Origin of the sequence: Haemophilus haemolyticus, from assembly GCF_003490595.1 — a bacterium.
Taxonomy (GTDB): domain Bacteria; phylum Pseudomonadota; class Gammaproteobacteria; order Enterobacterales; family Pasteurellaceae; genus Haemophilus; species Haemophilus haemolyticus_L.
This window is the reverse complement of the sequence record NZ_QQGY01000001.1, coordinates 244,840-268,388: the sequence shown is the minus strand read 5'-3', so window position 1 is coordinate 268,388 and position 23,549 is coordinate 244,840. Positions and strand designations below refer to the sequence as shown.

Genomic DNA, 23,549 nt, shown 5'->3' with positions numbered 1-23,549 from the left:
TGCCTTTTTATATGGATTTTATCTATAGCGGAAAGTAACATTATTCAGCATGTTCACTTAAAAATCCGCCACTTTGATGATTCCAAAGTTTAGCGTACAGACCATTACGCTCCAGTAATTCAGCATGGGTACCTTGTTCAACAATTTGTCCTTTATCAAGCACAATCAGGCGATCCATCGCTGCGATGGTGGATAAACGATGGGCAATGGCAATCACTGTTTTATTTTCCATCATCTTATCGAGACTTTCTTGTATCGCCACTTCCACTTCCGAATCCAATGCGCTTGTGGCTTCATCTAACAATAGAATTGGTGCATCTTTTAACATGACACGAGCAATAGCAATGCGTTGACGCTGACCACCTGAAAGTTTTACACCTCTTTCACCCACATGGGCATCGTAGCCTTTTCTGCCTTGAGCATCAGTGAGGAATGGAATGAAATCAGCGGCTTCTGCTCGTTCAGCAGCTAAAACCATTTCTTCATCTGTGGCATTAGGGCGTCCATAAATAATATTGTCACGCACCGAGCGATGTAGCAGAGAAGTGTCTTGAGTCACTAAACCGATTTGGCGGCGTAGGCTTTCTTGTTGCACATCTAGTACATCTTGCCCATCAATGGTAATCGCGCCTTGTTGTGCTTCATAGAAGCGAAGCAATAAGTTCACAATCGTAGATTTTCCTGCGCCAGAACGACCGATCAGTCCAACTTTTTCACCTGGTTTGATGATGAGATTGAAATGATTGAGCAATGGTTTTGTCGGATCATAAGCAAAGGTAATATCGTTAAACTTAATTTCCCCTTGTGTCACTTGTAACGGCGATGCTTGAGGTTTATCCACAATAGTGTGAGGTTTGGTTAAAGTATTCATTCCGTCGTTTACGGTTCCGATATTCTCAAACAAACGGGCAGATTCCCACATAATCCAACGAGACAGCCCATTTACACGTAATGCCATTGCCGTTGCCGTTGCTATTGCACCCACGCCAACTTGACCATTTTTCCATAAAATAATGCCGAGTACGGCGGTGCTTAGTGTAAGTAAAATATTAGCTGCATAGGTGAGCGTGTCCAGCGATGTGGCTAAGCGCATTTGGGCGTGCACTGTGACCATAAAATCTTCCATAGAACGTTTGGCATAAGCGGCTTCACGTGAACCATGAGAGAATAATTTTACTGTGGCAATATTGGAATAAGCATCTGTAATGCGTCCTGTCATTAAAGAACGAGCGTCCGCTTGTCGTTGGGCCGTTTTTGATAATTTAGGAATTAGGGTTCGTAGGATAAAAATAAAAATCGTAATCCAAGCAATAAATGGCAGTAAGAACCAAGAATCTAATGCTGCGAGAACTAAGCCTGATGTAATAAAATATACGATGACATATATAAACATATCCGCAAGTGTGAGCACTGTATCACGAACAGCCAGTGCGGTTTGCATGACTTTGGCAGACACTCTGCCGGCAAATTCATCTTGATAAAAACTCAAACTTTGTCCAAGCATTAAACGATGAAAATTCCAACGTAATCGCATTGGAAATACGCCTTGTAAGGTCTGTAAACGTACGGTAGAGGCCAAAAATCCCCACACGATGCTAACAAGTAATAGTGCAGCCATGCCAATTAATAAATGGCCTTTTTCTTGCCATAATGCCTCAGGCGTAAATGTCCCTAACCAATCTACAAGCATTCCCATAAATTGGAATAATACGGCTTCCATTACACCAGTACCAACGGTTAGCACTGTCAGTAAGAGAATCCAGCCTTTCATTCCTTCCATGCTAGACCAAATAAAACGCAATAAGCCTTTTTTAGGTGTTGTTGGATTACCTTCTGGATAAGGATTTAAACGGTTTTCAAACCACGAAAAAATTTTGTTAAACATATCTTTTCCTTAAAAAGAAAAGGCAACAGATGTTGCCTTTCAAAAAACTTGGTGATTATAGCGCAAAAATTCTCCAATTTATAGGCTGGCAGATTTTCTGTATTGGCTTGGCGAAAGTTGGTAGTAATTCTTGAAGGCTTTACTAAAATGCGCCTCCGATTGATACCCAACTTCTAAAGCAATAGCAAGTACGGATTGTTGGGATTGCTTTAATAAAAACGCTGCCGATTGTAACCGCACTTGAGTAATAAAACGCCCTGGCGACATACCAAGTTGTTGTTGAAAAACACGAATAAAGTTTGCACGAGACATTGCAGAAAGATCGGCTAACTGTTCAATTCGCCAATCTTCTTGAGGATGTTGTAATATCGCACCTAGCACCGCATTTAATCGCTTATCTTGCAACGCGAGTAGCACACCGCCTGTGATTAAGTTCTCTTGAATCGCATGGCGTAAAATATAAATTAAAAGCACATTCGAAAGTGCATCGACGACTGATTTCGTGCCTGCATCGTTTTTTTGTGCTTCTTGTAGAAAAAGTTGAACCAAAGGATGAATCGGTGTATCGCATAAATTGAGATGCAAGTATTCAGGCATAGACGCGGTGAGGAGTGCATCTTGCTGATAATAAAACGCCCCGCAGAACATTTTTAAATCAGGCGTGCCTTGCCCTACTTGATATAATTCAAATGCACCTTGCCAGCTTTTTTTCAATGACACGTCCTTTGTTTTATCAGACGAATGATGCATAAAGTGCGGTTGATTTTGGGGAAGGAAAAAGATATCACCTTCCTTTAAATGAAATTGCTTTTGTCCGAGTGTAAGCCAGCATTCGCCTTGTTCAATAAGATGGAATACGCCTTTTCCTGCATCTTTTTCTTGGTGGGCAACTTGCCATTCACCTTGAAATTCACAGCGAATATTAATTTCCCCACGCACTTGTGCTAAATGGGAGAGTTTATCTAAATAATCCATAATGAGATATTAGCGATAAAAATTGAGATAAATAAGCAAGTATCATAATCCAATCTGCCTATAATTTGCCACACCAGTTCGTTATTAATTCAATATATTTAGGAGAACATTATGTTTGCAGATTGGAAAGAAGAAACATCACACGTTAAAAAATCATTTGGTGCGTTAGGTAAACAATATCCAAAAATGTTACAAGCTTACCAAGCATTAGGCGCTGCAGCGGCAGAAGGCAATGTGCTTGACGCTAAAACTCGTGAACTTATCGCATTAGCGGTTGCTGTAACAACTCGTTGTGAAAGCTGCATTAGCGTACACGCAGAAGAAGCGGTAAAAGCTGGCGCAAGCGAAGCTGAAGTAGCTGCAGCATTAGCAATGTCTATCGCATTAAATGCAGGCGCTGCTTATACTTATTCTTTACGTGCATTGGAAGCATATAACGTACAGAAAGGTTAATTACCCGTTATTCCATAGAGTTAAGTTGATTAAAGGAAAGGGAGTATTTTTAATACTCCCTTTGTTTTATCAATATTTCACTGCCTAATAAAAGCATTTTACGATTAAAATTCTAACAATTTTCTAGCGCTTTTTTCACTGGGGCAAAGCTACGACGATGTTGCGGTAATGCGCCAAGTTTAGCTAATTTTTCCAAATGTAATTTGGTTGGATAGCCTTTATGCTGGGCAAAAGCATATTCTGGATATTGCTTGTCTAATTCTTCCATTTCTTGGTCTCGTGCCACTTTCGCCAAAATAGAGGCTGCACTGATTTCCGCCACAAGGCTATCGCCTTTTACGACGGCTTGCGCTGGAATATCTAAATCTTTTGGGATCTTATTGCCATCAACCAACACAAAGTGCGGTTGAATTTTTAAAGATTTTACTGCTCGAGTCATTGCCAGCAAGGAGGCTTGCAGGATATTTATCTCGTCAATTTCGTTAGCTTCAGCTCGACCTAATGCCCAAGCAAGGGCTTTTTCTTTGATTTCTTCAGCAAGGGCTAAACGTTTTTTCTCAGAAAGTTTTTTAGAATCAGCGAGGCCTTCAATTGGGTTATTCGGATCTAAAATGACGGCTGCCGTTACAACAGCCCCAACTAGAGGGCCTCGCCCAACTTCATCAACGCCAGCGATCAATTCATAGCCTTGTGGATATTCAAACATTTTCTGTTCCCTCTAATAAATCAATAACCGCTTGAGCTGCTTGCTTATCCGCATTGCATTGAATTTTTTGGTGTAAATCCGTGAAGTGCTGAATTAAAACATGGCGATTTTTTACCGCACTTTCATCATCAGAAAGATAAGCAGATAGTTTTTCAGCGAGCAATTCTGGCGTGCATTCTTCTTGAATCATTTCAGGAACGAGCATTTCATTCGCAAGCAAGTTTGGTAAAGAAATATAATCAGTTTTCACTAAACGTTTTGCTAAGAAATAGGTCAGTGGTTTCATTCGATAGCCAACCACCATAGGGGATTTACAAAGCATTGCTTCAAGCGCAGCTGTTCCTGAAGCAAGAAGCGTTGCATCAGCTGCGATCATTGCTTGTCGTGCATTGCCATCAATTAAATGCAGGTCTAGATTTGGCGCAATTTTAGCTTTAATGGCTTCAAATTGAATTCGTCGTTTCTCGTTCACCAAAGGAACTAGGAATTGTAAATCAGGGAATTGTTCTTTTAACAATAAAGCTGTTTTCAAGAAAGGCTCAGCCAGAAATTCCACTTCTGATCCACGACTTCCAACTAAGATAGCTAAATAGCGTTGTGTAGGATCAAGCTGTAGCATTTGGCAGGCTTCGGCACGATTTGGTTTGAGCGGAATAGCATCTGCCATTGTGTGTCCAATAAAACGGCAAGGGACCTTAAATTTATCGTAAAAGGCTTTCTCAAAAGGCAAAAAGGCAAGAACTTGATGAGTCGCTTTGGCAATTTTGTGAATGCGATTTTGACGCCATGCCCATACAGAGGGGCTCACGTAATGAATAGTTTTAATTCCGTTTGCTTTGAGCTTGAGTTCTACATCCAAATTAAAATCAGGCGCATCAATGCCGATGTAAACATCAGGTTTTTCTTGCAATATGGTTTGAATGACATTTTTGCGAATTTTCAATAGACGAGGAAGATGTTTCAAAATTTCAGCCAAGCCCATGACTGAAAGCTCTTCCATATCGACAAGCGTCTCACAGCCTTCAGCTAACATTCTTGGGCCTGCAATGCCAATAAAGCGAGCGTTAGGATAATGAGCTTTGAGCTGACGAATTAAACCAGCACCGAGAATATCACCAGATACTTCTCCTGCAACAAGAGCAATGGTTGGGCTTATCCTATTCATAAACGTTATCCTTGAATAAAATTAAAACAATAAAATTAAAACAATAAAATTACAAAGGGCGTTTGTATAAGTACGCCCTAATGTGATTTTTAATTTAACATGATATAAAACATCCTAGAACTACCATTCTAGAATTTACCTTCTAATGACAGATAGGTTCCCCATTGTTTACTACTAATCAGTCCATTTTTTATATAAGGTGTAAGGGATACACTAAATTTTGGAGAAAAATAGTAATTCAATCCTGAGCTAATACTCCACTGGGTTTTGTGAATATTAAGATGATAGTCATGTTTGAGGTTTCCTATTTGTACAGCTCCAGTCACATTGCTTTTAATTTGATGTTCAATTTCTATATTATTTAGCAATGTTAATTTAGTAGTTATTGAATAATTCCATTTTATACCTGATGCAAGTGAATGATCTGTCCATTTTATATTATTGTATTTCATTAAAAACTGAGAAGTAGGTGCATCATATCCATTTTGTTTAATCTGTGTATTTCGGTAAGATAAATACCAACCTAAAGAGTTTTTATTTGATAGTGTTAAGTCCTGACCCAATGTTAAATTCCATGAAACTCCCTTTACATCTGGTAACGCTGTTGTTAAAACAGGGGATGTCTTTCGATAAGAATTACTATCTTTTCCAATACTCGCTGCAATATATAAATTAGATGGTAATTTGTAATGTACAAAAGCCCCTATTCCAACATTATTATGAAGTGTACGATAGTTGTTTGATAGATTATTTCCTAATGAACGCTCTATGTTTCCCCCTAAAGTTAACCTATTTGTTATACCGTACCCTAAACGCAAACCAAGTAAATTATCATGTATATCATTTTTAGCCATATAATGATGTCGAATGCCATAACAAAACTCATTTTTATTAGCTATACAATAGGTTTGTAAGGAACGTAATTTATTAAATTGATGCTTCAATAATATACTATTGTTTTCTTCTAATTTTAGTTTCGATAGTGATTGGCGAGGCTCAACATATTCAGGTTTATCCATTATTGGCGCATTAGATGGCACAGCTGTAATTGAAACATATGTAACTACTGGTAGTCTATCTTGAAAATCAGCTTCACCATCCTTATCTCCATTAACCCCACCATTAAACTCTGGATATTCGGCTTCTTCAGGAATACCATTAACTGGACCTGTAAATTCACTTTTTGAATGTATCTCAGGTGAGCCTTTCTCATATAGAATTTTAGGGGCATCAGCTTCTTTATCAACAGCTACTTTCACTTTATCAACTTCAACAGATACTTTCTCTTCAGCAGATACTTTCTCTTCAGCAGATACTTTCACTTTATCAGCATCAGCGTAAACAGTGCCGTGGTCAATTTTGTCGTAAATCTTATAAGGTGTACTTACCTCTGCACGATGCACATCACTACAATTAGTAATACAACCTGTATATTCTGGTATTTCATGAATTGGTGGATCCATATCATTTACCCCTCCAGTAAACTCTGGAGATTCGGCTGCGACTTCTGGAATACCATTAACGGCACCATTAAACTCTGGGGGAAGCTCTGTTCTCATTACTCTGAAAGGAACGGCACCAATAGAAATAACATCTTTAATTATTAATGATTCATAAATGGGAGATTCTTTATCATCAATCGAAACTGATAGATGTAGTGCTAATGTATCAGGAGAAGAAAATAAAAAGGTTGTAGTAAGAAAAAATTTAAACTTACTGTTGAGATTTAATAACATAAATTTTTCTTATAATTATTATGAATAGTGAATGAAAAATATTATTAACGAATAATACCGCGAGTTGAACGTTTGAAAAATTCAACAAAGAAACTGATCGCTGAATCGGTTTCCGCGATTTGCTCAATTTCTGGTAACACTTCTTCGAGCGTTTTACCACTACGATAGATCATTTTATAAACGTTACGGATTGCATGCATGGTTGGTTTATCAAAACCACGACGTTTTAAACCTTCTAAGTTTACGCCAAATGGACGGGCGTGGTTGCCTTGAGCCATAACGTAAGGAGGTACATCTTGGCTTACCATAGAACCGCCGCCTAACATGACGTGTGCACCAACGATTACAAATTGGTGAATTGCTGACATGCCACCAACAATCACGAAATCATCTAATTCTACGTGACCTGCAAGTGTTGCATTGTTTGCCAAAATACAGTTGTTTTTAATTTGGCAATCATGTGCAACGTGAACATTCACCATTAATAAATTGTTATTGCCAATAGCGGTTACGCCACCGCCTTGGATAGTGCCACGATGGATTGTCACGTGTTCACGGATTCGGTTGCTATTACCAATAATCGTTTTGGTTGCTTCGCCGTTATATTTTAAATCTTGGTTTACTTCACCAATGCTGGCGAATTGATAGATTTCGTTATCTTCGCCAATAACCGTATCGCCACGTACGACAACGTGAGATTTCAATACAGTGCGAGCCTTAATTTCAACAGTGCCTTCAACAATACAGAAAGGTCCGATAACAACACCTTCACCAATAACTGCGCCTTCTTCAACTAAGGCCGTTGGATGGATTTTTGCATTTGGGTGGATCATATTTACCCCCTTAATTAACGACGAGCGCACATTAGTTTTGCTTCACAAGCAATTTCACCATTTACGGTTGCTACGCCAGTAAATGCAGTGATGCCACGGCGTTCTTTAATCACTTGAACGTTTAATTCCATTTGATCTCCAGGTAACACTGGGCGTTTAAAGCGCGCTTCATCAATACCTGCGAAATAGAATAATTCACCGCCTTTTAATTCGTGAGTTTTAAAGGCTAAAATGCCCATTGCCTGTGCCAAAGCTTCTAAAATTAAAACGCCCGGTAAAATTGGTTCGCCAGGGAAGTGACCTGTGAAACAAGGCTCATTGACGCTAATATTTTTAATCGCTTTTAACCATTCGCCTTCTTTAAAATCCAATACGCGATCCACTAATAAAAATGGATAGCGATGTGGTAATAAAGTCATAATTTCTTTTGATTCGATCACTCTTGGTTGTTGTTCTGACACGTTGACACCTTACAAAAAATAAACAAATAAAATCTCTCGGATTATACGATATTTACGGCTAAAAATAAAACGCACTCAATATAGCCTAGTGTTTAGGACGAATATCAATGGCAGGATCGTCATCTTTACGATATTTTTCATCAATTCGTTTTTGCAATCCAAAGTCATTTTTATCCGATTCGTTAGAAAATAAATCTTCTGTTTGCGTTAATTGAGGATTTTTAATTCCCATCCAATTTGCGATTCCTTCTAAGAAGTTCAACCCAGATTTAAACACCTTATATTCTTTGCGTTCGGTATCATCCGACGAAATTTTGAATAACGGAATATTATGATGTTCTCGACTGAAACAGTTTTGATTGAACAAAAGTATATTGTTTTTTTCATCCTGTTGGTGGCACAAACCGTGATCTGAGAAATAAATCATTGAGAAAGTGCGGTGATTTTTATTCGCGTTTTCTGCAAGCTGATCATATACACGTTTTAAAAATTCATCAGTTTTCTTAATAGACGACACATAGCAATTTAAGTAACCATATCTCGGATTAAGATCTTTATCGTTAAAGATTTTTGGATAATCTTCGACACGGTCGCAAGCCATTGGATGTGAGCCATAAATATGCAACATAATAAAACGTTTTCCTTGAATAGGATCTTCTAGTACTTGGGCGAATTTTGGTAATAAATCAAAATCACTAAAGTTAGTAGAATTAAAGCTCCCGCCTTTTTTCAAGAAAAAGGTTTCATCAGATTTTGAGGCAAGGGATGAAACCGGCGTATCGAATTCACCGAGCATACCTTGATTAGAAAGCCAATAAGTTTTCACGCCTGCAGATTTGATGAGATCGACTAAACTCAAACTGTAATTGGGTTCCCATTTTTCTTTGTTAGGGAGGGTTAACATAAGTCGAAGTGAGGCAACAGTATTTGTTCCCGCTGAACGAAAACCATCAATCAGCGTGCCTTTAGCGCTAGACATAAATGGCGTGTTTTCAATCGGATAGCCGTAGGCATGGTGATAATCTTTCCGCGCACTTTCACCAAGAACAATCACATAATCATCATAGCGTGAATTTTCTAATGTTGATTTTCCCCAGTTATCAGATTGGGACATTTGTTTGAGTTTTTGCACTTCATCTACAATTTTTAATGTGGAACTTACCGTTTCTTTAATCGGTTCAGCAAGTGGCATGTTGTAAGCAAAGAGCAGTGTTGCTAAGGCAATAAATGTTTTATTACGATAAAATTTTATGCCAAATTTCACCGCACTTTTGTACTGAAGAAAAATCAAAATAGGAATGGCGAAAGCAATTAAGTAACTACTCACTGGGATTTGCAATAGAAATTCCTTTGTTTCCAGCATATCTGTCGCGAAAAGCGAGGCGATATATTGGTAGCTTGGAGGGCCAAAATTTAGCCCCGTAGGCGTATAAAAAGCATGTAGTAATGCAAGCGGTAGCAAAATAAAATAGAAGGATTTTTTACTGCTGCTTAATAAGAGAATAGTTATTGTTGCAAGCAGAATAAGAGCCACATTTGGTTCTGTAAACATTCCAGAACCGATTAAAATAAAATAACCAGCTAATGCGGCACAAATCACTGCAAAAAGTGCGGGCAAAATTTGGCTTGTTTTTTTCGTGTTCATAATTGTCTTCCCTGAAAAGAAAATGTCTCTATTATCCACCTTTCACTCAGAATTTCCATATTTAACTTCTTCACTCTTGAGCGGTTATTTTATAGAATAAGCCAATTTTTTAAGCCAGAGGGAAAAAACAATGAGCCAACCAATTTATAAACGTATTTTATTGAAATTAAGCGGTGAAGCATTACAAGGAGAAGATGGTTTTGGTATCGATCCTGCTATTCTCGATCGTATGGCTGTTGAAATTAAAGAATTAGTGGAAATGGGCGTGGAAGTCGGTGTCGTTCTTGGTGGTGGCAACTTATTCCGTGGCGCAAAACTAGCAAAAGCGGGGATGAATCGCGTGGTGGGCGACCATATGGGAATGCTTGCTACGGTGATGAATGGTTTGGCAATGCGTGATTCTTTATTCCGTGCTGATGTGAATGCAAAATTAATGTCCGCTTTCCAATTAAATGGTATTTGCGATACTTATAACTGGTCTGAGGCAATCAAAATGTTACGCGAAAAACGCGTAGTCATTTTCTCCGCAGGAACAGGAAGTCCATTCTTTACCACTGATTCTGCCGCTTGTTTGCGTGGTATTGAAATTGAAGCTGATGTTGTGTTGAAAGCGACTAAAGTTGATGGCGTATATAATTGTGATCCTGCGAAAAATCCAGATGCAAAACTTTATAAAAATTTAAGTTATGCAGAAGTGATCGATAAAGAATTACAAGTGATGGACTTAGCTGCATTTACTTTAGCTCGCGATCATGGCATGCCGATCAGAGTGTTCAATATGGGTAAACCTGGTGCATTACTTCAAGTAGTGACTGGTACTGAAGAAGGCACCACTATTTGTTAGTGAATGTTGAAACGTAAAACGGTAGGAAAATTCCTACCGTTTTTGTTTGGCTCTAGCCTAGAGATTATAACAATCCGCCTTGACCTAATGCTGGGTCAGTTTCACGTGCTTTTAATGCATCTTCAACTGTTAAGCCCAATGCTTTTGCAACGCCTTCACCATATGCAGGATCACACCAGTGACAGTTACGGATATGACGATATTTAATGAAATCAGGTGCATCGCCCATTGCAGCCGCAGTATTGTTGAACAATGCTTGTTTTTGCTCTGGATTCATTAAGTTAAATAATGCACGCGGTTGGCTGAAGTAATCATTATCATCATTACGGAAATCCCAGTGTGCTGCATCTCCGTTAATACGAAGTGGTGGTTCAGCAAAGTCTGGTTGTTGTTGCCATTGGCTGAAGCTGTTTGGTTCATAGTGTGGTAAGCTTCCGTAGTTGCCATCTACACGGCCTTGGCCATCACGTTGGTTGCTATGAACAGGGCAATGTGGACGGTTTACTGGAATTTGACGGTAGTTCACACCTAAACGGTAACGTTGTGCATCCGCATAGTTGAATAAACGAGCTTGTAACATTTTATCTGGGCTTGCGCCGATACCTGGAACTAAATTACTTGGTGCAAATGCAGATTGTTCTACATCAGCAAAGAAGTTTTCTGGGTTACGGTTAAGTTCAAATTCACCCACTTCAATCAATGGATAATCTTTTTTCGGCCACACTTTGGTTAAGTCGAATGGATGATAAGGCACTTTTTCCGCATCTGCTTCAGGCATAATTTGTACGAATAGCGTCCATTTCGGGAAGTCGCCACGTTCGATTGCTTCATATAAATCGCGTTGATGGCTTTCACGATCATTTGCGATCACTTCAGCTGCTTCTGCATCAGTTAAATTTTTAATACCTTGTTGAGTATGGAAATGGAATTTTACCCAGAAACGTTCGCCAGCTTCATTCCAGAAACTGTAAGTATGCGAACCATAACCATGCATATGACGATAGCTTGCAGGAATACCACGATCACTCATTACAACGGTTACTTGGTGTAATGCTTCTGGTAATAATGTCCAGAAATCCCAGTTGTTCGTTGCTGAACGCATATTAGTACGTGGATCACGTTTTACCGCTTTGTTTAAATCTGGGAATTTACGTGGATCACGTAAGAAGAATACTGGGGTGTTGTTACCCACTAAGTCCCAGTTACCTTCTTCAGTATAGAATTTTAATGCAAAACCACGAATATCACGCTCTGCATCAGCCGCACCACGTTCACCTGCAACAGTGGTAAAGCGTGCGAACATTTCTGTTTTTTTGCCCACTTCACTGAAAATTTTTGCGCGAGTATATTTAGTAATATCGTGTGTGACAGTAAAGGTACCAAATGCACCAGAACCTTTCGCGTGCATACGACGCTCTGGAATAACTTCGCGTACGAAATCAGCTAATTTTTCGTTAAGCCATAAATCTTGTGAAAGTAATGGACCGCGCGGACCTGCAGTTAGACTGTTTTGATTGTCCGCAACAGGGGCGCCATTTCCCATAGTTAGGTTAGTAGACGATAAATGCGAAAAAGGGCATTGAGAACTCATTATTAACTCCTTGTATGTATGAAATAAGTAGGGTTGAAATAAATTTCGTGAACATCATACAAAAAGGTTTTAACGATTGAAATCTATCAAATCAATCAAAAAAAACTATGCAAGGTGACGGAGTTTTGAGATTAGATGTATTTTTATTGGTTTTATAATGCAACAAAAAAGCCTTAAAATTTAAAATTCCAAGGCTTTCTTATAAACTGGTGGGTTGTTCTTCTTGCCATTAGATACCTCCAAAATGAAGTAACACTAAAATATTAGAAATTTATTTTATAAATCATTGAGTTATAAGTGATTTAGTAACACTATATGAGTCTATCATACCATGGTGTTACTATTAGTGTTACTAAAATTTGTGGATTTGGTCAGTTTCTATCGGACTTATTAGAACAACAAAAAAGCCTTGATACATTATATATCAAGGCTTTATCGGACTATATCATACTATATAGAATTAGAATTTGGTGGAGATAATCGGGATCGAACCGACGACCTCTTGAATGCCATTCAAGCGCTCTCCCAACTGAGCTATATCCCCATAAAAGACAGCAACATGATAAAATTTGACTATGTGGCTGTCAATACGATTTTATTATGCGTTTGTTATCCGATTAAATATTAAGCGTTTTGTGCATGAATAAAATCAATAGCACGCTGAATACGCGCAAGTACGCGATCTCTACCGATACCGACTAGGGTAACATCCATTGATGGAGATTGACCAGAACCTGTCACAGCGACACGTAATGGCATGCCAACTTTACCCATGCCCACTTCTAGTTCAGCAGCCGTTTGCTCAATCGCTTCGTGAGTAGAATGTAAATCCCAGCTAGAAAGTGCGGTTAATTTTTCTTTCACTTTTGCAAGCGCTTCAGCAGCATTGCCTTTGAAATGTTTTTTCGCTGCGGCTTCATCAAAGGTTTCAAACTCTTCAAAGAAGTAGCGACTTGAACTTGCCATTTCTTTTAAGGTTTTGCAACGTTCCGCAAGCATGGAGACTATTTCAGTTAATGCAGGACCATTGGTTGTATCAATGCCTTGATCTCTGTAATGCCATTCAAGATGTTTAGCCACATATTCTGGCGGTAATTCACGGATATAATGTTGATTCAACCATTGTAATTTTTCAGTATTGAATGCGCTAGCTGATTTGCTAACGTGATCTAATTCAAAATAATTGATCATTTCTTCGCGACTGAAAATTTCTTGGTCGCCATGTCCCCAGCCTAAACGCACAAGATAGTTGATTAAAGCTTCCGGTAAGTAACCATCATCACGATATTGCATTACGCTCACTGCACCATGTCGTTTAGAGAGTTTTTGGCCATCATCTCCATTAATCATGGAAACGTGCGCATAGGTTGGAATTGGGGCTCCAATGGCTTTTAAAATGTTAATTTGACGTGGCGTGTTGTTGATATGATCTTCGCCACGTACCACATGAGTGATGCCCATGTCCCAGTCATCCACGACTACGCAGAAGTTATAAGTTGGTGAACCGTCAGTGCGACGAATAATAAGATCATCAAGCTCACTGTTGCTGATTTCAATACGGCCACGTACGGCATCATCAAATACTACTGAGCCTTCAGTTGGATTTTTAAAACGTACAACGTGGGGTTCATCAGGTGAATGGTTGTGATCGTGTAAGCAGTGACGGTCATAACGTGGTTTTTCTTTATTTTGTTCTTGAGTATGACGAAGTTCTTCTAAGCGTTCTTTAGTACAATAACAACGATATGCTAAGCCTTGTTCAATCATTTCATCGATCACTTGGTTATAACGATCAAAGCGTTTAGTTTGATAATAAGGGCCATGTTCCCACGGAAGATTTAACCATTCCATACCTTCAATAATTACAGCTGTTGCTTCAGGTGTTGAACGCTCTAAATCAGTGTCTTCAATTCGTAATACAAATTCGCCGTTATTATGTTTTGCGTATAACCAAGAATAAAGTGCGGTACGTGCGCCACCTACATGCAAATAACCCGTAGGACTAGGAGCAAAACGAGTACGCACTTTTACATTTGGATCTAAATTAAAAGGGGCATCTAGTTTCATTTTTATAACCTATCTTCAATAAAATATTAGTCGTTATTCTACTACGACTTGTTTTACTTCTAAATAAAAAAGCGGATTTTATGCTTATTTTTACGACAATTAAACAAAATTTAATAAAAAGGTATTGACTGAAAATGCATTCTCCCTATAATGCCAACCCACAACATTAAGGGCGATTAGCTCAGTTGGGAGAGCACCTCCCTTACAAGGAGGGGGTCACTGGTTCGAGACCGGTATCGCCCACCACTTCTCTAAAAAGTGTTCTTAATGTTACTAAGTTTGACCTAGCGGGCGATTAGCTCAGTTGGGAGAGCACCTCCCTTACAAGGAGGGGGTCACTGGTTCGAGACCGGTATCGCCCACCACTTTTCTAAAGTGTCCTTTCCGCTCAAACTTTCCCTTTATATTTAAACGCTTTCTAGTGGGCGATTAGCTCAGTTGGGAGAGCACCTCCCTTACAAGGAGGGGGTCACTGGTTCGAGACCGGTATCGCCCACCACTTAAAAGTGTTTAAATAAACCGAAAATTTAGGGTTTTGCCTTAATATTATCGGGCGATTAGCTCAGTTGGGAGAGCACCTCCCTTACAAGGAGGGGGTCACTGGTTCGAGACCGGTATCGCCCACCACTTTATTTCCAAATTATCCAAATAATTTTCTTTTCCCGTTCAATCTATTACGTTTACATGATAAAGTGCGCAGATATTCTCACGTCTCATTTTAGTCTGTTATGCATCATAGGGAAAATTCATGATCGCTTATATTTTCTTAGCTTTATTCACGATTGCGGCAGTAATTTTTATCGTAAACTCCCATTATCGTTGGACTTATTTCTTTGCTATTACGCTTTTTACTTTTTTATTTGGTGGCATGCTTATGGTTTCCGGCCAATGGCAACGTGCTTTAAATTTTTCATCTGTGCTTTTTGTTGTGCTGATGTTATTTCACCGTTTAAAAATTCATTATTACAAACAGCCTTTGTTAATTTCAGATTTCTTTCTTGTGGTGGATTGGCGAAATTGGGAAACCTTAATTCATTATAAAGGTGCATTGTTTGGCGTTATTGGGCTAATTGCGTTATTAGGTTATGCGATTTTTGGTTTTAATGATGTCGAGTCTTTAGGGATATTAGGTAATAGTATTGGGGCGTTATTGTTTATCGTTAGCTTTAGCTTGATGTGGCATTATTCTAAAAAGCCAAGTGCGGTGCAAGTTTGGTTAGATTCTTTGCCTGATGACGGGCGTGATGTATTTTTGAATTTACCAATGTCTTGCCGCGGTATTTTTTTCAAAGTGCCAAATTTTGATGGCAATAGCCAAAATTTTATTGAAAAAATGACCGCACTTTCATCTGATACAAACAAGGTATCTGAAACAAAACCCGATATTGTTGTAACATTAATGGAATCCACGCTAAACCCTCATCAATTTGCTTTTAGTCAGCAATCTATTCCACCACTTTCTATGTTTGAGCCTCAAAGTGATACAGTATTTGCTTCGCCGTTGCGTGTACATACTTTTGCTGGCGCAACGTGGAAATCAGAATTTGCTTTTTTAGCCGGTGTGCCTTCGACCGATTTTGGCGCGTTAGCAAGTGGCGTTTTTTATTCTGTTGTACCGCACTTGCAATCAGGCTTAGTGAAAAATCTAAAAGCCCAAGGATATTTTTGTGTTGCTTTGTCGCCTTTTACAAAAGGTAACTACAATGCGAAATCCGCTTATGATCATTTCGGTTTTGATTTGATGTTACAGCCGCAAGATCTTGGTTATCCTGCGCCTATCAGTAAAAATCTTTGGGATATTAGTAGTGAAGAAATGATGACGTACACCCGAATGATTTTGGAAAAGCAGCATCCGGTGTTAGAAAATGTAGATCAGCCAATGTTTGTTTATGTATTGACTATGCGAGAACATGGTCCATATGAATTGGGCATGGAAAATACATTTAATCTTCAAATGCCTAATTTAGGGGCTAAAAGTATTTCTGCATTGAATGATTATACTCAACGTATTGTCGCCTTGAATGATGCGATTGAAGGAATGAATAACTATTTACATGAACGTAAAAAGCCTTTTGTTCTAGGGTATTTCGGTGATCACCAAGTAGCATTTGATAATGTTATCCCTCCGAAGAAAGGAGATTATGCACAGCCCGATTATGTGACGCAATTCGTTGTAAGAAGTAATTGTGCGAGCCAATTTAAGCAAGAACAACATTTTTTAGATCTTGCTTTTGCCGGAAGTGTCTTGATGAATGTAGCTGGATTATCAGCAGAAGATGAATTTATGAAAGCGAATATGGCAATGTGTAAACTAAGTAACGGAAAATTGGAAGATTCTTCTAATCCTGCATTTGTGAATGACTATCGTCATTACCTCTATCAAACCTTAAAAATTGCAAAATAGCTAAATAAAAAAGACCGATGTTGATAAATCGGTCTTTCCATTTTTATTCTTTTAACTCACCTAATACTTCAGATAATTGAGCCCCGACCAACACAACTAGCCAGCTAATCTGAATCCACAATAGCATAATCGGTAATGTTGCCATTGCGCCATAGATTAGTTGATAAGAAGGGAATGTGGTAATGTACCAAGTAAAGGCTTGTTTACCGAGTGTAAAGAAGATCGCGGCAATAAGCGCACCACAAGCGGAATATCTGATATCCACTTTCTTATTTGGCACGATGGTATAAATCAATGTGAAAATAAACCATGTGAAAAAGAACGGGAGTAAACTTAGCAATTTCACGCCGAGTGAAAGTGTTTCTGATTGTTCAAACATCACTTTTATATAAGAGCTAATCCCTATACTTGTACCTATAACGAGAGGTCCAAAAGTCAGAATCATCCAGTAAATCGCGAAAGAGGTAAAAATAGGGCGAACACTTGTATCATGCCAAATGCTGTTGAGGGTTCGGTCGATGTTATTAATTAGCATCAAGGCAACGGCAATTAAACTCACAATTCCCACCGCACTCATTTTCTTTGAGTTTGATACGAATTGATCGATATATTCGCCCACCATATCACTTGCCGATGGCGCAAAATTGGTGAAAATCATTTCTTTCAGTTCTCCTGTCACTTCATTGAATACAGGAAATGCAGAGAATATAGAAAAAATCACCATCACCATTGGTACGATAGCAAGCATCGTGCTGTAAGTTAGTGCGCCAGCAGCTTGGTTGAGTTTATTTTCTGAAAAACGTTTCCAAAAGAGCTGGCTAAATTGTTTCAATAAAATCATAAAAATTCCCCACAGCAATGTTTAAATTTTTTACCAGAACCACATACACAAGGTTGTTTCATTGTAGGCAAGGATACGGTCGGATCCACAAAATACCAACGGTTTTCAATTTTCACAAAAATTGACCGTTCTTCATGAGCTAGTACTCTCTCTTCGCCTTGAAAAATAGCTTTAAATTCCACCGCACTTTGAGTTTTTGTGAGATTTTCTGTTTTTAGGATTTCTAACCCTAGCCATGTAGTATTGTCAGCCCATTCTTGCAATAGATGAGTCTCTAATAAAGTTTGTTGGCTTGGCACAGTTGTTGCAACAATATAAGGTATATTTTTTAAAACATAAGCGGTATAACGTGAACGCATGAGTTGTTCTGCCGTCTCGGGAAACGATTGTCTCAAATGAAATTTGCCACAACAATCTGCGTACTGATGACCAGATTGGCATGGACAGTCTTCTGAAAGTGCGGTTGAAATTTCTGACATATTTATCCCTATTGTTTGAATTTTGATACTTGCGATCGAATTGAGCGTTTAAAGGCTTCAGCTAATACTTCAATATCTAATGCCGCTTCTAGTTCTGCTTCATTTTCGGGTGCAGATAACAAGCGATTTAAATGGCGAATTGTTACTTGCGGATAAGGGCGCGCGAGCAATTTCAATTCATCACCTTGTCTAATTTCTCCCGTTTCAATGACGCGAACATACCAGCCACTGAGCCCGGTTTGATAAACAATATCGCGAGTCTCTTCGTTTTCCGTATTTTTGGATAAACGCTCACAAGGTTTACGTGGCTGAGATACTTCTAAAATGGTTGAGCCGATTTGATAGCGATCGCCAATGCAGACATTGTCTTCATTCAAGCCTGACACGACAAAATTCTCTCCGTATGTAGCAGTATCCATATAAGAAAAATCTTTATTTAATAAAGCATTTAATTTATTAAAAGAATCGACCGACATAAAAAAGAGAGATTTATCTACACCACCATGATGTTTTTTCAAACCAACATCGTTTCCTTCCGCACCAAGAGAATGAATTTTTACTGATGGCACAACTTTTTTACGAATCGCGCTTTCATACTGGCTTCCATCGGAAAAGGTTAGGGTTTCAACTTGTCCCACTTTTATAACTAAAATTTTTGCATTCATTTTATTTTTCGCTTGTTCTAGAAAAAATTTACGTGGAATTATAACCGAAAACGTTTAACTTTTTGACCGCACTTCTTTTTTTACTTATTATTCGTTATCAGAAAAATGAAAAGGAAATAATGAAAATGTTTGAAAGAGAAAACAGAATTTTCTAAAAATGTTTTATTTCTTTTCTTTAAAACAAGATTTTTCCTAAGGGCGAAATCATCACGTTCAATGATAATAAGGAGATTTATTATGTCAGACGTATTCCACCTAAACCTAACAAAATCCCAATTAAAAGGGGCAACACTAGCTATTGTTCCTGGCGATCCTGCCCGCAGTGAGCGTATTGCGAAACAACTTGATAATCCAGAGTTTCTTGCTAGCACGCGTGAATTTACTTCATGGTTAGGTTATCTTAATGGACAACCTGTTGTGGTATGTTCTACAGGTATTGGTGGGCCATCAACATCAATTTGTGTGGAAGAACTTGCTCAACTTGGTGTTCGCACTTTCTTACGTATTGGCACAACGGGTGCGATTCAACCGCACATTAATGTAGGCGATGTTCTTATCACAACCGCTTCTGTTCGCTTAGATGGCGCAAGCCGTCATTTCGCACCATTAGAATATCCAGCTGTAGCAAACTTTGAATGTACAACCGCACTTTATAATGCAGCAAAAGCAAAAGGTATCGAGCCTTATGTAGGCGTAACTGCATCATCTGATACATTCTATCCAGGTCAAGAGCGTTATGATACCTATAGTGGTAAAGTATATCGTGATTACCAAGGTCTACTTAAACAATGGCAAGATTTGAATGTGATGAACTACGAAATGGAATCATCAACATTGTTTACCATGTGTAGTGCATTAGGTTTACGTGCAGGGATGGTTGCGGGCGTGATTGTAAACCGCACTCAGCAAGAAATTCCAAATGAAGCAACAATGAAACAAACGGAAGAAAAAGCTGTGTCTGTTGTGATCGCAGCTGCTCAGGCGTTGTTAAGTTAATGTCTTTTAATTGAAAGAATAAAGCCTTGTAATCTGCACCTAAAAGTTGGACGAAACACCCAACTGATTAAAGGTGCAGATTTTTTTATGATTAAATATACCCAATCCGTCAAACAACAAGTGATTGATTTTTATCTTCAACACAGTAAAAATCGTTTTCTCACAAAGAAATATTTTCATTTTACTGACATAATCTTGAGAGACCGGATTAAACAATTTCGGGCTATCCTAGATAACTAACTTAAATTCCTCTTAACTAATTGTTTTAAAGTGAGTTTAAAACTGCTCTAAACTGAATAACTCATAGAGTTTTGATAGTGAGAATTTAACTAAATCATCGACCATATACTCAATAAATCGTACAAATTCTGACTAAGTTGAACTAATGAAAGGTGGGGAATAGGTCTAAGTGAATTTAAATATGTAGAAAATGGTAGCAAGGCTTGAGGGGCAAAACCTATTTTACAGTTTTCCTAAGGGGGCAATATCAAATGAAAAGTTATCAAGAAATCCTGTTAAAAAATAATATTTGAAAAGTATGTCAAGAAAAGGAAATTGTCTAGATAATACGGTGATAAATAGCTTATTTGGATGGTAAAAACGGGGTTTACGATAGAAAATAATTTGATACTTTTGAGCAACTCGAAAAACGATTCATGAGTACATTCATTATTACAATCATGAGCGTATTCAATTTAAACTAAGAGAACTAAGCCCTATGGTTCACATAACTTAGCCTTGATTTAATAGTCCAGCCTTTTGGAGGTTGCTGAGTTATCAAGGCTTTAGTTTTTCTATCTAAAATGATGGTAATTATAATGATACCCGACACTTGGGACTACAGGAATAACGGGTATCGAACTTCTCACTCGAGTCTTCACCTTATTATCACTCGCATTCAATTTTAAGTTAGTATCAACTTGGCTTGCCACTTTATCTTTCTGTGCCTGAGTAACCGTATTACCACTTGTTACACGAGCATTATACTCTTGCACAGCCTTCATATCATAAACACCGTCACCAGTTTGTTCTGGTTGAGATGAACATGCTGCTAAACCTAAAATTGCACAAGTTACAAAAACTATTTTTCTCATTAAATACATCCTATTTACAAATTACGTCAGTTAATACAGCCCTGCCTTCTGATACATAATTAGCTGCTTTTTCCTTTAGTTTTTTATTTTCTTGTGATTGAATACGCTTAGACACATCTTTATCTGTAATTGAATAAACTGGCACATAACTTAAATTTTGAGGATCTTTTTGATTATAAATCGTCGCCCCCGTTACACTACCGTAATATTCACTTTTATCATTTGGCGAAAGATAATTGTGGGTTGAATTTGTATAATCCACACCTCTTTTAACTTTAAATCCTTGACAAATACCAGCTGGAGACTCAAAAACACTCTCCGATGAACTCATCTCATCAATTTTATAAACTTTCAACTCAATGCTTTGACCCAATTTCTGAGTATCATTACTTGATATATCAGAGCTAAAGGCTTTCTTATCTTTTTCATCAACATAAGTTACTGAACTAGATGTATCTTCAGCAATAGATAAATGCGGTATAAACAAACTAACCAGCATGCTACAAAATAAAGAAAAAGAAGTACAATTTTTGTAATTCATCTCCAGTTCTCCTTAACGTTCTTTAAAGTAATTTCTAATATTAAAATAGCTATTTGCCAATTAATAGTATTACTGAACTATACCAAAAAGACTTATGTGATACTAGGTTATTTTTCAGGAGTTATACTTTTGGATTTTTCTTCGTTTTGAGCTTCTAGCGCATCACGCGCTGCACGGATACTTTTTTCAATTAATGGTACACGCTCATCATCTTTCGGCATTAAGCGTAGCATCATCGCCCAAGTCACTGCCGCCATTTTATAATCTTCCGTTTCAAAATAACGGAATGCGAGCAGACTTAATGCTTCAATGTTAGTGTGATCTTGACGAATCACTTCTCTCAATAAATTGCCACCTTTAAGCTTATCTGTTGCGTCTTCAGAAAACATCAATATGCGAGCATAGCCTAATTTATATTGCACATTATCTGGTTCCAGTTTGTTAGCCTTTTGATAGCTATCAAATGCCAAACGCGCATCACCTAAATTCATCCCAATTTGACCGAGCATCCACCATTTTTTTGCATCAGTTGGATTTTTCTGCAAATCGATTCGAAGTGCGGTAGAAAATTGCTGCATTTCTGCATCAGAAAATGGATTTTTATCTTCATCTTTCATTCGATCAAAGAAATAGGGCAATTTCGCATAAGTTTGCTCTAACATAGACTCTGCTTGCCAAGATCCAACCATAAAATAAGAAGAACCTGCGATAATTCCTAGCGCCAACACGCCAGAGACAAACCAAATTTTTCCATAAGATTTGCCAGAATAATCCACATTCTCTTGAACCTTGCTCGGAACATCATCAAGCAAGGTTTTCTGTAATTCTTGTTTGAGTTGCTCAACATTTTCAACTAAACCTTGGGAATTATCTTGCTCAATTTCTTCCAAGCGTGAGAAATATAACGCCTTATTTAAATCATCACGTTTTTGCCCATGTTTCGCTTTGAATTGACGTAATAAAGGATAAAAACAAATTAACGCCACAACTAAAGTGGTTAATATAAAAATTAATGCAAAATTCATCTATTTATCCTTGTTTAATAATTCTGCCAAACGAGCATTATCTTCATCAGTTAAAACATCTTGGGATTTCACCGCACTTTGAGCTTTAGGTTTACGTCTTAATAAAAATACCACGCCTAACAACACAAGCAATAATGGCGCAATCCATAGCACTAATGTACTCGCTGTCATAGGTGGATCGTAAGTTACAAAATTGCCGTAGCGAGCCACCATATAATCCACTACGTCATTTTTCGATTTACCTTCTTGTAAAAGCTCAAATACTTTGCCACGCATATCCACAGCGATAGTTGCGTTGGAATCCGCAATATTGTTATTTTGACATTGAGGACAACGCAAAGATTGTGTTAATTGATGGTAATCACTCTCTTGCTGTGGAGAACTAAAATTTAATGCATCAATGGATGAAAACGCCACTGAGCTAAACAAAAGTGCGGTCAAAAATAGCCATGTTTTTTTCATTATTGTTGCTCCGAAAGTTTGTCATAAATTGGTTTTAAAGTCTGAGTCCAAACTTTCTCATTTACATCACCGGCATAACGATAATGAATCACACCTTTTCCATCTACAATGAAAGTTTCTGGTGCACCATATACCCCTAAATCCAAACCGAAAGAACCTTTTTCATCTTTTAAAACAACTTGATAAGGATTGCCAAGATCTTTTAACCACTTCATTGCTTTAGGTGATTCATCTTTATAATCTAAACCGATAATTCGCACACCGTCTTTAGCAAGTTTGTTTAAATATTGATGTTCGGCATAACAAGTCGGACACCAAGTCGCCCACACATTAAGCAAAACTGGCTTACCTTGTTGAAACAATTCATTTGTGTAAGCTTTATTTTCAAAAAGCTCCGTTAAATTTTTTGCTGGCACAGGCTTTCCAACCAAAGCTGACTCTAATGCTTTAATATCTTCACCTTGCGCATTACGTTTTAATTGCACTAAAAAGGCAATTGTTATCGATAAAAAGAGAATAAGAGGAACGAGTAATTTTTTTTTCATTTTTTACCGCACTTTTTCATTAACTTTGCTCCCCCCATTTATGGGGGGAGCTGTCGCGAAGTGACTGAGGGGGGATATCGTAATCCCCCTTCCGCCCTTCGGGCACCTTCCCCCGCAAGCAGGGGAAGGCAAGAAT

22 protein-coding genes, 5 tRNA genes and 1 pseudogene are annotated in these 23,549 nt (G+C 38.2%); 9 read left to right on the top strand and 19 right to left on the bottom strand.

Features of this window, described 5'->3' with window-relative positions:
• Window positions 1–40: 40 nt before the first annotated feature.
• Both DV415_RS01435 and DV415_RS01430 read right to left on the bottom strand, forming a co-directional pair.
• Window positions 41–1,885 carry an ABC transporter ATP-binding protein gene (locus DV415_RS01435; protein WP_118790553.1) on the bottom strand — a complete coding sequence of 615 codons (1,845 nt, stop codon included), beginning with the start codon at window positions 1,883–1,885 and terminating at the stop codon, window positions 41–43.
• Between the two features lie 78 nt (window positions 1,886–1,963).
• Window positions 1,964–2,860 (bottom strand): cupin domain-containing protein, encoded by an 897-nt coding sequence (locus DV415_RS01430; protein ID WP_118790552.1) that lies wholly within the window; start codon window positions 2,858–2,860, stop codon window positions 1,964–1,966.
• A 111-nt stretch (window positions 2,861–2,971) separates the two neighbouring features.
• Here DV415_RS01430 and DV415_RS01425 point away from each other — a divergent pair, with 111 nt between their 5' ends.
• Window positions 2,972–3,313 carry a carboxymuconolactone decarboxylase family protein gene (locus DV415_RS01425; protein WP_005627672.1) on the top strand — a complete coding sequence of 114 codons (342 nt, stop codon included), beginning with the start codon at window positions 2,972–2,974 and terminating at the stop codon, window positions 3,311–3,313.
• A 112-nt stretch (window positions 3,314–3,425) separates the two neighbouring features.
• On the opposite strand, the gene rnhB is transcribed toward DV415_RS01425, so the two are convergent.
• From rnhB to DV415_RS01395, 6 genes are all read right to left on the bottom strand, one after another.
• A complete protein-coding gene (gene rnhB, locus DV415_RS01420) occupies window positions 3,426–4,019 on the bottom strand; it encodes a ribonuclease HII (protein WP_118790551.1) in 594 nt (197 codons plus the stop codon).
• Window positions 4,012–5,184: a lipid-A-disaccharide synthase gene (lpxB, locus tag DV415_RS01415; protein WP_118790550.1), complete on the bottom strand. Its 1,173-nt coding sequence runs from the start codon at window positions 5,182–5,184 to the stop codon at window positions 4,012–4,014. The genes rnhB and lpxB overlap by 8 nt, the downstream gene beginning before the upstream one ends.
• A 128-nt stretch (window positions 5,185–5,312) precedes the next feature.
• Window positions 5,313–6,920 (bottom strand): SIALI-17 repeat-containing surface protein, encoded by a 1,608-nt coding sequence (locus tag DV415_RS01410; protein ID WP_118791493.1) that lies wholly within the window; start codon window positions 6,918–6,920, stop codon window positions 5,313–5,315.
• A gap of 44 nt (window positions 6,921–6,964) precedes the next feature.
• Window positions 6,965–7,753, bottom strand: a complete 789-nt coding sequence (gene lpxA / locus DV415_RS01405) for an acyl-ACP--UDP-N-acetylglucosamine O-acyltransferase (RefSeq protein ID WP_118790548.1) — start codon at window positions 7,751–7,753, stop codon at window positions 6,965–6,967.
• Between the two features lie 14 nt (window positions 7,754–7,767).
• Window positions 7,768–8,172 carry a 3-hydroxyacyl-ACP dehydratase FabZ gene (gene fabZ, locus DV415_RS01400; RefSeq protein WP_044233196.1) on the bottom strand — a complete coding sequence of 135 codons (405 nt, stop codon included), beginning with the start codon at window positions 8,170–8,172 and terminating at the stop codon, window positions 7,768–7,770.
• Between the two features lie 127 nt (window positions 8,173–8,299).
• Entirely contained in the window at window positions 8,300–9,859 is a 1,560-nt protein-coding gene (locus DV415_RS01395) for a phosphoethanolamine transferase (RefSeq protein ID WP_118790547.1), read from the bottom strand.
• Window positions 9,860–9,989: 130 nt separating this feature from the next.
• Between DV415_RS01395 and pyrH the strand changes: the two genes are divergently transcribed.
• On the top strand, window positions 9,990–10,703 hold the full coding sequence (pyrH, locus tag DV415_RS01390; RefSeq protein ID WP_118790546.1) for a UMP kinase: 714 nt from the start codon (window positions 9,990–9,992) through the stop codon (window positions 10,701–10,703).
• Between the two features lie 64 nt (window positions 10,704–10,767).
• On the opposite strand, the gene DV415_RS01385 is transcribed toward pyrH, so the two are convergent.
• The 3 genes from DV415_RS01385 to gltX all read right to left on the bottom strand — a co-directional run bounded on the left by DV415_RS01385 (window position 10,768) and on the right by gltX (window position 14,361).
• A complete protein-coding gene (locus tag DV415_RS01385; RefSeq protein ID WP_118790545.1) occupies window positions 10,768–12,294 on the bottom strand; it encodes a catalase in 1,527 nt (508 codons plus the stop codon).
• Between the two features lie 468 nt (window positions 12,295–12,762).
• Window positions 12,763–12,838, bottom strand: a tRNA-Ala gene (locus DV415_RS01380).
• A gap of 80 nt (window positions 12,839–12,918) precedes the next feature.
• Window positions 12,919–14,361, bottom strand: coding sequence for a glutamate--tRNA ligase (gene gltX / locus DV415_RS01375; RefSeq protein ID WP_118790544.1), 1,443 nt, complete (start codon window positions 14,359–14,361; stop codon window positions 12,919–12,921).
• Window positions 14,362–14,531: 170 nt separating this feature from the next.
• Here gltX and DV415_RS01370 point away from each other — a divergent pair.
• From DV415_RS01370 to lpt6, 5 genes are all read left to right on the top strand, one after another.
• A tRNA-Val gene (locus DV415_RS01370) sits at window positions 14,532–14,607 on the top strand.
• Between the two features lie 43 nt (window positions 14,608–14,650).
• Window positions 14,651–14,726, top strand: a tRNA-Val gene (locus DV415_RS01365).
• 58 nt (window positions 14,727–14,784) lie between these two features.
• A tRNA-Val gene (locus DV415_RS01360) sits at window positions 14,785–14,860 on the top strand.
• Window positions 14,861–14,912: 52 nt separating this feature from the next.
• Window positions 14,913–14,988, top strand: a tRNA-Val gene (locus DV415_RS01355).
• A gap of 121 nt (window positions 14,989–15,109) precedes the next feature.
• Window positions 15,110–16,765 carry a phosphoethanolamine transferase Lpt6 gene (gene lpt6, locus DV415_RS01350; protein ID WP_118790543.1) on the top strand — a complete coding sequence of 552 codons (1,656 nt, stop codon included), beginning with the start codon at window positions 15,110–15,112 and terminating at the stop codon, window positions 16,763–16,765.
• Window positions 16,766–16,808: 43 nt separating this feature from the next.
• On the opposite strand, the gene DV415_RS01345 is transcribed toward lpt6, so the two are convergent.
• The 3 genes from DV415_RS01345 to DV415_RS01335 are packed head-to-tail and all read right to left on the bottom strand — an operon-like array spanning window position 16,809 to window position 18,750.
• On the bottom strand, window positions 16,809–17,606 hold the full coding sequence (locus DV415_RS01345; protein WP_118790542.1) for a virulence factor BrkB family protein: 798 nt from the start codon (window positions 17,604–17,606) through the stop codon (window positions 16,809–16,811).
• A complete protein-coding gene (locus tag DV415_RS01340) occupies window positions 17,603–18,085 on the bottom strand; it encodes a YchJ family protein (protein ID WP_118790541.1) in 483 nt (160 codons plus the stop codon). The genes DV415_RS01345 and DV415_RS01340 overlap by 4 nt, the downstream gene beginning before the upstream one ends.
• Window positions 18,086–18,093: 8 nt before the next feature.
• Window positions 18,094–18,750, bottom strand: a complete 657-nt coding sequence (locus DV415_RS01335; protein ID WP_118790540.1) for an MOSC domain-containing protein — start codon at window positions 18,748–18,750, stop codon at window positions 18,094–18,096.
• Window positions 18,751–18,987: 237 nt separating this feature from the next.
• Between DV415_RS01335 and udp the strand changes: the two genes are divergently transcribed.
• Together udp and DV415_RS10285 are read left to right on the top strand one after the other, a co-directional pair.
• The gene (udp, locus tag DV415_RS01330; RefSeq protein ID WP_005635080.1) at window positions 18,988–19,746 is read left to right on the top strand and encodes a uridine phosphorylase; all 759 of its coding nucleotides are present in this window, start codon (window positions 18,988–18,990) and stop codon (window positions 19,744–19,746) included.
• A 482-nt stretch (window positions 19,747–20,228) separates the two neighbouring features.
• Window positions 20,229–20,482, top strand: a pseudogene (locus DV415_RS10285) (IS3 family transposase); the annotation flags it as partial.
• A gap of 58 nt (window positions 20,483–20,540) precedes the next feature.
• Here the strand turns inward: DV415_RS10285 and DV415_RS01320 are convergent.
• The 5 genes from DV415_RS01320 to DV415_RS01300 form a co-directional block, all read right to left on the bottom strand.
• Complete coding sequence (locus DV415_RS01320) at window positions 20,541–20,849, bottom strand: membrane lipoprotein lipid attachment site-containing protein (protein ID WP_118790539.1); 309 nt, start codon at window positions 20,847–20,849, stop codon at window positions 20,541–20,543.
• Between the two features lies 1 nt (window position 20,850).
• Window positions 20,851–21,381 carry a DUF8095 domain-containing protein gene (locus DV415_RS01315; protein WP_118788662.1) on the bottom strand — a complete coding sequence of 177 codons (531 nt, stop codon included), beginning with the start codon at window positions 21,379–21,381 and terminating at the stop codon, window positions 20,851–20,853.
• A gap of 107 nt (window positions 21,382–21,488) precedes the next feature.
• On the bottom strand, window positions 21,489–22,406 hold the full coding sequence (gene ccmI / locus DV415_RS01310; protein WP_118790538.1) for a c-type cytochrome biogenesis protein CcmI: 918 nt from the start codon (window positions 22,404–22,406) through the stop codon (window positions 21,489–21,491).
• Window positions 22,407–22,868, bottom strand: coding sequence for a cytochrome c-type biogenesis protein (locus DV415_RS01305; protein WP_065249940.1), 462 nt, complete (start codon window positions 22,866–22,868; stop codon window positions 22,407–22,409). It lies immediately after the preceding gene.
• Entirely contained in the window at window positions 22,868–23,413 is a 546-nt protein-coding gene (locus DV415_RS01300) for a DsbE family thiol:disulfide interchange protein (protein WP_005631165.1), read from the bottom strand. The genes DV415_RS01305 and DV415_RS01300 overlap by 1 nt, the downstream gene beginning before the upstream one ends.
• Window positions 23,414–23,549 lie beyond the last annotated feature (136 nt).